Here is a 9741-nt window from a genome sequence, read left to right as displayed (position 1 = left end):
AATCTGTCGCTCACCGGCGACGGCGTCACCGTGGCGGTGATCGACACCGGTGTCGACTACGACCACAAGGACTTCGGCGGGCTCGGAGCGGCAGCATACGCGGACAACGACCCGGCGGTCATCGAGCTCGGAAGCTTCCCGACCGCCAAGGTAATCGGCGGATATGACTTCGCCGGGACGTCCTACGACGCCAGTGGATACCTGGGTCCGGCGACTCCGACTCCCGACCCCGACCCCCTCGACGTTCACGGCCACGGCACCCATGTCGCCGGTTCGGCGGCCGGCGAAGGCGTGCTGTCCAACGGGACCACCTTCACAGGTCCCTACGGTCCGGATGCCTACGCAGCCAACACGTTCGAGATCGGTCCGGGCGTGGCGCCGGAGGCGCTCATCTATGCCTACAAGGTGTTCGGCGATCAGGCGGGAAGCACCAACCTGACGTCGCTCGCCATCGACCGGGCGCTCGACCCGAACCAGGACGGCTCGATCGACGACCACGTGGACGTCATCAACATGAGCCTCGGCGCGCCGTTCGGCTCGCCCAACGACCCATCGGCCATCGCCTCCAAGAACGCATCTCGTCTCGGCGTCGTGGTCGTGGCATCGGCCGGTAACGAGGGTGACATTCCCTACGTGACCGGCGCTCCGGCCGTAGCCCCCGGCGCCATCTCGGTGGCGGCATCGTTCGACGACGGGTATGTCATGTCGGCGATCAAGGTGAACAGCCCGTCGTCGCTGGCCGGCTTCAAGGGCGCCGTCGAAGGAGCGATCACCAAGCCGCTGTCTGTTACCGGAGATGTCACGGCCGACGTCGCGGCAGCAGATCCGTACGACGGGTGCGGGTCGTTGATCAATGCGACAGAGATCGATGGCAAGATCGCGTTGATCGAGCGGGGAACGTGCTGGTTCTCGACAAAGATCCTCAACGCCCAAGCGGCGGGAGCAGTCGCCGTGATCGTGGTCAACAACAGACCCGGCCTTCCCGCCGTGATGGGTGGAAACAGCGCCGGGATCACCATCCCGGGGGTGATGATCAGCGACATCGATGGAGCCGCGCTCAAGGAAGCCCTTGATTTAGGGACACCGGTCAATGTGACCCTGAGCGCCACATACATCCTGCCGCGACCGGAACTGGCCGACACGCTGGCTTCGTTCACGTCTCGGGGCCCCGGCGTCACCAACCTGTTCAAGCCCGACGTGGCGGCTCCCGGGTTCGGGATCAGGTCCGCCGCCGTCGGCACCGGCACGCTCGGAGTGACGTACAGCGGCACTTCGATGGCCTCGCCCCACGTGGCAGGCCTGGCGGCCCTGGTGGTGCAGCAGCACCCAGACTGGTCGCCGGCGCAGGTGAAGGCACTGATCCAGAACGGCACCGTTGTCGGTCATGACGAAGGCGGTGCCGCCTATCCACTGACCCGCCAAGGCGTCGGCGTGGTGCGAGCCGATCGGACGCTCGGCCTGGGTTCGATGGCGATGCCCGGCGGTGTGTCGTTCGGGTACCTGGATCCGACCAGACGCGACAGGAAGACAGAGAAGGTGACGATCACCAACTTCGGTAATGCCACCAAGACCTACTCGATCACCGTGACGCCCAACCAGACGGTTTCCGGCGTCACAGTGTCGGCACCGAGTTCGGTGAGGGTCAGACCGGGGAAGACGAGGAGGATCGAAGTAGAGATCACCCTCGATCCCGCAGCGATGCCGGCCGACTTCGGCTTCTACTCGCAGACCGAGGTGGACGGGTGGCTCACCCTCACCAGTGGCACCGAAGAGATTCGGGTCGGGTACCTGGCAGTGATCGATCCTGCGGCGAAGTTCAACGTGCATGGGGCCGGCAGCGACTCGATCACCATCACGAACGACTCGCAGACGATCGGGTTCGCCGAGGGGTTCACCCTGGCGGAGCAAGGCGGGCTGCTGCTCGACAAGACGCCGTTCGCCATCGATGCCACCGGGTATCGCACGAACGTGTTCGGTCCGTACGATGTCGTACAGTTCGGCGTGTCCATGGACAAGGCGTGGAGTGCCCCGTCGGAAGGTGAGGTGGACATCTACCTCGACACCAACCAGGACGGGTCCTATGACTACGTCCTCGTGGCAGCCGACCTCGGGTTCTTCTTTGGCGGTGATCCCACCGGCCAGGTTGTCACGGCGCTGTTCGACCTGGTCCACGGGGGCGGTTTCCTCGAATGGTACGTGGACGCCGACTACAACGACCGGGTGATGATGCTCACGACCGATCGGACCGTCGGGCGGGGATGGCCGTACGACGAGCCGTTCGGCTTCCTGGCGCCCGATGACACCACCTTCGACTACCAGATGGTGGTGTTCGGACGGGCCGGCTCCGTCGACGTCCAGATCGGGAGCATCGACCTCGCAAACGAGGTGGTGCCGAGTGACGGTTCGTTCGGCCTGCTGCCGGGTGGAGAGACCACGGTGGATCTGACGCCCGCCTCCGGAACGATGGTGTGGTTCTTCCCCAACAACGAGGAAGAGAACCAGGTCAAGATCGTCGAGCTCGGAGACAACTGCGAGACGGGCAGGATGGACATGGGCAGGGACAACGACCACTGGAGACGCTGATCCCTTCATGACCATATGATGAGCGGGAGGGGCGCCGGTCGAGCCGGCGCCCCTCCACGTTGTCGGGCCACTCCCCATTTCAGCTCCGCAGGCTTCTCTGGAAAAAGAAACGACCGCTATTGGGAAGCGACGATCTGGGGGTCACCGGGAAGCGAGCACACCACGAAGTTGCCGTTCGTATCGGTGTGGACCGAATAGGTGTTCTGCCCCACCTGGAAGTACATGAGATACCCGTCGGTGATCACCTGCAGGTACACCATCCCCTTCTCCGGACATCCCAACGCCGAGTTCGGCCACTGCACCAACATCGCCCCCAGGTAGGCCACTTCGGCCTCGGACACGTTGAGGTCGGTTGCCAAACGCGTCCGTGCCGCCGCTTCCAGCGAGACGGGCACGATGGCGTCGGCTACGAACCACGACGGGACCGCTGTGCCAATCGGTTCTCCGATGCGTTCGGGAGGCAGGGTCGTCACGGTAGTGACAGGAACGGCCTCCTCGGAGGTCACGGTCGGTGCCACTGCAGGCTCCGTGGTCGTGGTGGAACCTGCTCCGCCTGCCACCGGCTCCACAGTCGTCGTACTCGCAGGTGCCGTTGTCGCCGTCGGGGGCGCCACGGGAGTTGCCACAGGCTCCGGGGTGGACACACCACATGCCGACAACAACACGGTAACGACGACGACAGGTGTGATCGATCTCATTGTTCTCGTCTCCTGACGGACCATCACTTCGACGATCCCGACCGGTGCAACGGTTCCCAATGCGTACCCGGCTTCGAAGTCAACCTCTGCGGGACGAGCACACCGTAGCAACGGATCGTCACGTCCGGCAGAGTCGCTGAACAACCTGAGACAACATGTCACTTGCGGGCGATCAACACCCGGAAGTCCCCCAGACCACGAGGATGCAACAGCGTCTCGGCGTTCGTCCGGTCGGACCGCGCCTTCAAGCGTTCCATGGGGTCGCCATCGCGAGCGAGCGCCAGTTCCTGCTCGCGTAGCTCACGAATCCGTTCGGCCAGACCGAGGGACTCCAGAAACTCATCCTGCCGGTGCAGCTCGACCGACGCTCCTGCCGCTTCGGCAACGGCGCAAAGTGAGCTGAAATTCACATCGTTCGTAATGTCGGTCTCTCCTGGCACCGCCGGCGGATGTGGACCAAGATGATGCGCCCGGTAGGTGCGTAGCGTGCCTTCGAGCCTGCGGTGTTCGAGATGCTCGGCCTTCTCCCCGTAGTCGATCACCACGACTGCTCCGCGCGCGAGCACATCCAGGGCACGACGCATCCAGTCGGCTGCGGCAAGCTGCACCTCGACACGCCCGCCCTCCGGACAGGGCAGGCCGAACCGATTCGCCCAAGCAGCGACTTCCGGACGAGCCGGGTGCGGGACCAGCACCAAGTGGCCGTCCTCGATACCGACCCAACGCTCCTCCCAGCCGATGCCGGTACGAACGGCGACGGCAACCGGCAGATTGTCGAGCAGTTCGTTGGCAAGGACGACACCCGAGAATGGCGCCGCTACCTCATCGAGCGAGGAGACGACCCGGTCGGCGGGAAGCATCTCGGCCAGGGCTGCCCGAGCCGCCGGGGAAGCCTCCACCACCCATGCATCGACCGAGTGCTCGAGCGCGACGAGAAGCGGCCTCAGGAGGGAACCCGAGCCGGAGCCGACCTCAACGAGGGTGGGCACGCGCCCACCGACCTCTGCTCCACCCCCATCGACCCCGGCTCGTTCCTCGCCGCGGCCACTTCCTCCTGAGGGGGAAGATAAGAACTGGTCCACGAACTTGGCCAGCGTCTCGCCGAACAGAGGGCTGACCTCGGGTGACGTCAGGAAGTCCCCTTCCTTCGTCGACCGCAGCTTTCCGGAGCCGAAGAACCCGTCCTCCGGGTCGTACAGGGCGATCCGTTGAAACTCTTCAAAAGGCATCGGGCCATCCCGACGGATCCGTCCGATCAGCTGATCCTGCAACCGCCGGCGCCCAGAATCAGTTATCACGACCGATCAAACCATGCAACGTCGTGCACGTACTCGCCGCACGCAACGAGGTCGCGCTTCTCCGGACAAAGGAATATCCGATCATGTGCGCACACGTCGAGTGGCTGTCCTCCTCGCACGGACATCACCCAACATTCTTCAGGAATACGGCACCGAGGGGCGGCACGGTGACGTTCACCGAGTACGGCCTACCGTGCGAGCCGGAATCGTGGGCCTCGATTCCCCCCAAGTTGCCCATACCCGAACCGCCGTAATCGATTGCATCGCTGTTGAGGATCTCCGTCCACACACCATTTCGCGGTACTCCCACGCGGTAGTTGTAGCGAGGCACCGGCGTGTAGTTGATCACGACCAGCATCAGGTCACCGGCGCCTTTGCGAAGATAGGCCAGGACACTCGATCCCGGATCGTTCGCCTCGACCCACTCGAACCCCGCCGGGTCGCAGTCCATGCGATGCAACGCCGCTTCCTCGCGGTACAGGTGAGCCAGGTCGGCCACGAGACTGTGCACCCCGCGGTGGGACTCCCCCTCCAACAGGCTCCATTCCACGCTCCCGTCGTGATCCCACTCGGACCACTGGGCGATCTCCCCGCCCATGAACAGCAGCTTCTTGCCGGGCTGGCCGAACATCGAGGCGAACAGCAGGCGCAGGTTGGCGAACTTGCGCCAGTTGTCACCCGGCATCTTCCCGATCAGTGACCCCTTGCCGTGCACGACCTCGTCGTGCGACAGCGGCAGGACGTAGCTCTCGGTGAAAGCGTACAGGCCCCGGAAGGTCAATTCGTTGTGATGGAAGCGGCGGTAGATCGGATCCATCGAAAGGTAGGCGAGCGTGTCGTGCATCCAGCCCATGTCCCACTTGAACCCGAACCCGAGACCGCCCAGGTAGGTGGGGCGAGACACCATCGGCCAGGCGGTCGACTCCTCGGCGTACGTTTGGACGTCCGGGTACGCCCCGTACACCTCCTCGTTGAAACGACGCAGGAAGTCGATCGCCTCGAGGTTCTCGTTGCCGCCGTACCGGTTCGGTATCCACTCGCCATCTTCGCGTGAATAGTCGAGGTAGAGCATCGAGGCGACTGCATCGACCCTGATGCCGTCGATGTGGTAGCGGTCGAGCCAGAACAGCGCAGACGAGAGCAAGAACGAGCACACTTCCTTCCGTCCATAGTTGAACACGTAGCTACCCCAGTCGGGATGGAAGCCCTGGCGGGGATCGGCGTGCTCGTACAGATGGGTGCCGTCGAAAAGGCCAAGTCCGTGCTCATCGGTGGCGAAGTGTGAAGGCACCCAGTCCAGGATCACCCCGATACCGGCCTGGTGGAGCGTTTCGACGAGGAACATGAAGTCCTGCGGCGTCCCGAAACGTGACGTCGGCGAGAAGTAGCCGGTGGTCTGATAGCCCCACGAGCCGCCGAATGGATGCTCCATCACCGGAAGGAACTCGACATGAGTGAACTCGAGTTCCCGCACGTACTCGGCGAGCAGCGGGGCAACCTCCCGGTAGCTGAGCGTGTGGCCGTCCTCTCCCTTGCGCCAGGACCCGAGATGCACCTCGTAGATGGCGATTGGATCGTCGGGACGGTTGTGATCGCCACGTGAGGCCATCCAATCGTCATCCCCCCACTCGTAGTCGAGATCCCACACGACCGATGCGGACCGGGGTGGGACCTCCGCGTAGATCGCGTACGGGTCCGCCTTGTACACCTCGTTCCCGGTGTCACGATTGCGCACCACGTACTTGTACGTTTGGCCCTTCTTGACACCCGGCACGAAGCCGGCCCAGATGCCCGACGCTCCCAAGGGTTCCAGCGGGTTGGCCGATTCGTCGTAGTCGTTGAAGTCGCCCACCACCGACACATGGCCCGCGTCGGGAGCCCACACCGCGAAACGGCAGCCGCCGTCGACCAGATGCGCGCCCATCTTCTCGTACAGACGGGTGTGGGATCCCTCGTTGAACAGGTAGAGATCGTCGGCAGTCAGATCTTCTGGTTTGGCGCTCATGCCGCCAGCCTAGGCTTCCCCTTCTCGTGACGCTTGGCAGGAATAGTCCCGGTCGGACGTCACGAGAACGGAGATTAGAAGCCGCCGACCAAGACCTTCGTCGCGTCCGAGAAGAACGTCACGATGCCCGGGACCGCGCCTGTGATCAACACCACCGCGGCGGTGATCCCGAGCGCCAGGCTCAGCGCCATCGGAGTCGGACGCTCCCGGATCTCGATCTCGGGAACCGTCGCCGGAACCGGGTCCATCCACATCGCCTTCACGACCCGTGCGTAGTAGTAGACCGCCACCACCGAGTTGAGCGCCGCGATCACCGCAAGGGAAACCGCCCAGCCGCTCCCGGCGGTCAACGCCACCCGGAACATCACAAACTTGGCGAACCACCCGGCGAGCGGTGGAATCCCCGCCAGGCCGAAGAAGAGCACGGCGCCGAGAAAGGCGAGGCCGGGAGCGTAGGTGGCCATCCCGGCCCACCCGTCGACATCACCCGACCCGGCCTTGCGGGAGCCGGCGATCACGAGGGCGAAGGCGCCCAGGTTCATGAACGCGTAGATCACCAGATAGGTCACGGTGGCGGCCACGGCGTTTCCGAGACCTTCCGGTCCCACGTAGGGAGCGACCACGAACGGGACCAGCATGAACCCTGCGTGGGAGATCGATGAATACGCGAGCAGCCGGACGATGTTGTTCTGTTTCAGTGCCGACAAGTTGGCGAGCGTCATCGAGAGCGCCGCCATCACCCATATCATCGGCGCCCACACCGCCGAGGCCGGTCCAAACGCCCGGTAAACGACCGCCATCAGCGCGACGAAACCTGCCGCCTTCGAGCTCACCGACAGGTAGGCGGCGATCGGGATAGGAGCGCCCTCATAGGTGTCGGGCGCCCAGAAATGGAACGGCACGGCCGACACCTTGAAGCCGATCCCGGCGAGAATGAACAGCACCGCCATGATGAAGGCCGGCTCATGCACGAGACCACCGGCAGCGGCGGCGATCCGATCGTATGTGAGTGCCCCGGTGAGGCCATATACGAATGAGGACCCGTAGAGCAGCAACGCGGACGCGAGGACTCCGAGCAGGTAGTACTTCAGGGCGGCCTCGTTCGACTTCAGATCATGCTTACGGAACCCGGAGAGCACGTACATGGGTGTCGCCACCAGTTCGATCCCGATGAACAGACTGATCAGGTCCCGGCCGGATGCAAGGACCAGCGAACCGAGGATCGACAGCAACAGCAGGAAGTAGTACTCGCCTTCGTAATAGCCGTCCGACTCGACGTACGAGAACGACATCAGCACCACGACGTACCCAGCGATCAGGAACAGTCCCTTCATCACGAGGGCAAACGGGTCGACAACGTAGCTACCGTCGAACAGAACCCTGTCACCGACCGGGGACAGTGCCATCACCACCAGCGGCACCGCCGCGAACGTGGTTCCGGCCACCGCGATGATGGCAGCCCAGAATTTACGTTCTCTCGACAGCCACAGGTCGGCGAGGAGCACCACCACGGCGGTGGCCGCAATGATGATCTCGGGCGACAGTGCCAGGTAGTCGATCACTCGTCAGCCCCCAAACGCCCTGGTCACCAGCGCAACAACGGCGCCGTTGGTCGCCCCGAACACCAACCGGGGGAACACCCCGATGGCCACGATGAACACCATGAGCGGCACCCACGCGCTCAGCTCGTACAGATCGGTGTCGAACAGTGCATGGCCTTCCCATTCGGTACTCGGCTCACCGAGATTCACCCGTTGCAGCATCCACAGCATGTACCCGGCCGTCAGCACCGTGCCGATCGCACCGAGCACCATCGCGGTACGGAAGACGCCCAGGCTCAAGCCTGCCGCCGGACTGTACGAACCGACCAGCGACATGAACTCGCCCCAGAACCCTGCAAGGCCGGGCAGGCCCAGCGAGGCGATTGCGGCGAAGCCGAGGATGGCGCCCATCTTCGGCATGAGCTTCTGGTTGCCGCCCAGTCGAGCCATGTCTCGTGTGTGATAGCGGTGCGCCATCGACCCTGCCACGAAGAACAGAAGACCCGTGATCAGCCCGTGGGCGACCATCCCGATCACGGCCGCGTTGATGCCCACCACCGTGAGGGTCGAAATGCCCAGCATGACGAATCCCATGTGACCAACCGACGAGAAAGCGATCAGCCGTTTCATGTCCGACTGGGCCAGACAGGCAAGCGCACCGTAGATGATCCCGATCACCGCCAGGATCGCGATGGCCGGCGCCCAGTGCCGCGCCTCCTGGGGAAGAATCGGCAGGCTGATCCGGATGAACCCGTACGAGCCGAGTTTCAGCATGATCCCCGCCAGCAGCACGGAACCGACCGTCGGTGCTGCCGTGTGGGCATCCGGAAGCCACGTGTGCAACGGCCACATCGGCACTTTCACCGCAAACCCGAGGAACAACGCCCCGAAGACGAGGAACGCGAACATACCGGTGAACGCACCAGCCGAGCCGAGGCCGATCAGCGTCGGGATGTCGAACGTGCGAAAGTCCAGGTAGTTCCCGGAGCGGTAGTACAGCGCCAGGAAGCCCAGCAGCATGAACGCAGAGCCGAACAGGGTGAACACAAAGAACTTGATCGCGGCGTAGAGACGCGTCTCCGCCTCGATCTTGAATCCTGGGACCTTCATCTTGGTCTTGTCCCCCCAGATCCCGATCATGAAATACATCGGGAGGAGGACCAGCTCGAAGAACACGAAGAACAGCACCAGGTCGAGAGCCACGAACGTACCGTTCATCGCCGTGCCCAGGATCAGGATCAGGGCCATGAATGCCTTCGGGTTGTGCGGCTCCGGCCAATGATTGAACGTGTAGATGACCGCCAGCATCGTGAGCACGACCGACAGGACCAGCATCGGCAACGAGATTCCGTCGACACCGATGTGGTAGCGGGCATTGATCGAGACGATCCACGGAAGATCGGTACCAAATTGGAAAGCGGATCCTGCGCCGTAGTTGAAGCGGGCGATCATCACTACGGCAAGCACGACGGGCAGTGCAGTGAACGTCAACCCGAGCCCCTTGACAGCGGCCAGGTTCTTTTTCGAGGTGAGCATCACCGCCAGTGCTCCTGCCAGCGGCAAGAACACGATCAGGCTCAAGCCCCATCCGTTATCGAACCATGCCATCTGTCCGT

Annotated in this window: 6 protein-coding genes; 1 reads left to right on the top strand and 5 read right to left on the bottom strand. The window is 63.6% G+C overall.

All coding sequences use genetic code 11. The features are described 5' to 3' along the window. Positions 1–2583, top strand: a 2583-nt coding sequence (locus tag GWP04_07160) for a S8 family serine peptidase (GenBank protein NIA25334.1), incomplete at its 5' end; no start/stop codon positions are given. 116 nt (positions 2584–2699) lie between these two features. Here GWP04_07160 and GWP04_07155 read toward each other — a convergent pair. The 5 genes from GWP04_07155 to GWP04_07135 form a co-directional block, all read right to left on the bottom strand. Continuing rightward, positions 2700–3281 carry a hypothetical protein gene (locus GWP04_07155; protein NIA25333.1) on the bottom strand — a complete coding sequence of 194 codons (582 nt, stop codon included), beginning with the start codon at positions 3279–3281 and terminating at the stop codon, positions 2700–2702. Between the two features lie 158 nt (positions 3282–3439). Continuing rightward, a complete protein-coding gene (locus GWP04_07150) occupies positions 3440–4510 on the bottom strand; it encodes a hypothetical protein (protein ID NIA25332.1) in 1071 nt (356 codons plus the stop codon). A 193-nt stretch (positions 4511–4703) separates the two neighbouring features. After that, positions 4704–6584 carry a 1,4-alpha-glucan branching protein GlgB gene (gene glgB, locus GWP04_07145; GenBank protein ID NIA25331.1) on the bottom strand — a complete coding sequence of 627 codons (1881 nt, stop codon included), beginning with the start codon at positions 6582–6584 and terminating at the stop codon, positions 4704–4706. Positions 6585–6658: 74 nt separating this feature from the next. After that, entirely contained in the window at positions 6659–8146 is a 1488-nt protein-coding gene (nuoN, locus tag GWP04_07140; GenBank protein NIA25330.1) for an NADH-quinone oxidoreductase subunit NuoN, read from the bottom strand. Positions 8147–8149: 3 nt separating this feature from the next. Next, the gene (locus GWP04_07135) at positions 8150–9733 is read right to left on the bottom strand and encodes an NADH-quinone oxidoreductase subunit M (GenBank protein ID NIA25329.1); all 1584 of its coding nucleotides are present in this window, start codon (positions 9731–9733) and stop codon (positions 8150–8152) included. Between the last annotated feature and the right edge of the window lie 8 nt (positions 9734–9741).

The sequence above is a fragment of the Gammaproteobacteria bacterium genome, assembly GCA_011682695.1.
Lineage (GTDB): Bacteria > Actinomycetota > Acidimicrobiia > Spongiisociales > UBA4744 > BMS3Bbin01.
The sequence above is the reverse complement of the archived record's forward strand: the minus strand, read 5'-3'. Positions and strand labels throughout refer to the sequence as shown.

What these genes read in the sequence shown, in the direction of transcription:
- GWP04_07155 (NIA25333.1), bottom strand. Translation starts at nt 3,281, where the DNA reads ATGAGATCGATCACACCTGTCGTCGTCGTTACCGTGTTGTTGTCGGCA.
- GWP04_07150 (NIA25332.1), bottom strand. Translation starts at nt 4,510, where the DNA reads ATGCCTTTTGAAGAGTTTCAACGGATCGCCCTGTACGACCCGGAGGAC.
- glgB (NIA25331.1), bottom strand. Translation starts at nt 6,584, where the DNA reads ATGAGCGCCAAACCAGAAGATCTGACTGCCGACGATCTCTACCTGTTC.
- GWP04_07135 (NIA25329.1), bottom strand. Translation starts at nt 9,733, where the DNA reads ATGGCATGGTTCGATAACGGATGGGGCTTGAGCCTGATCGTGTTCTTG.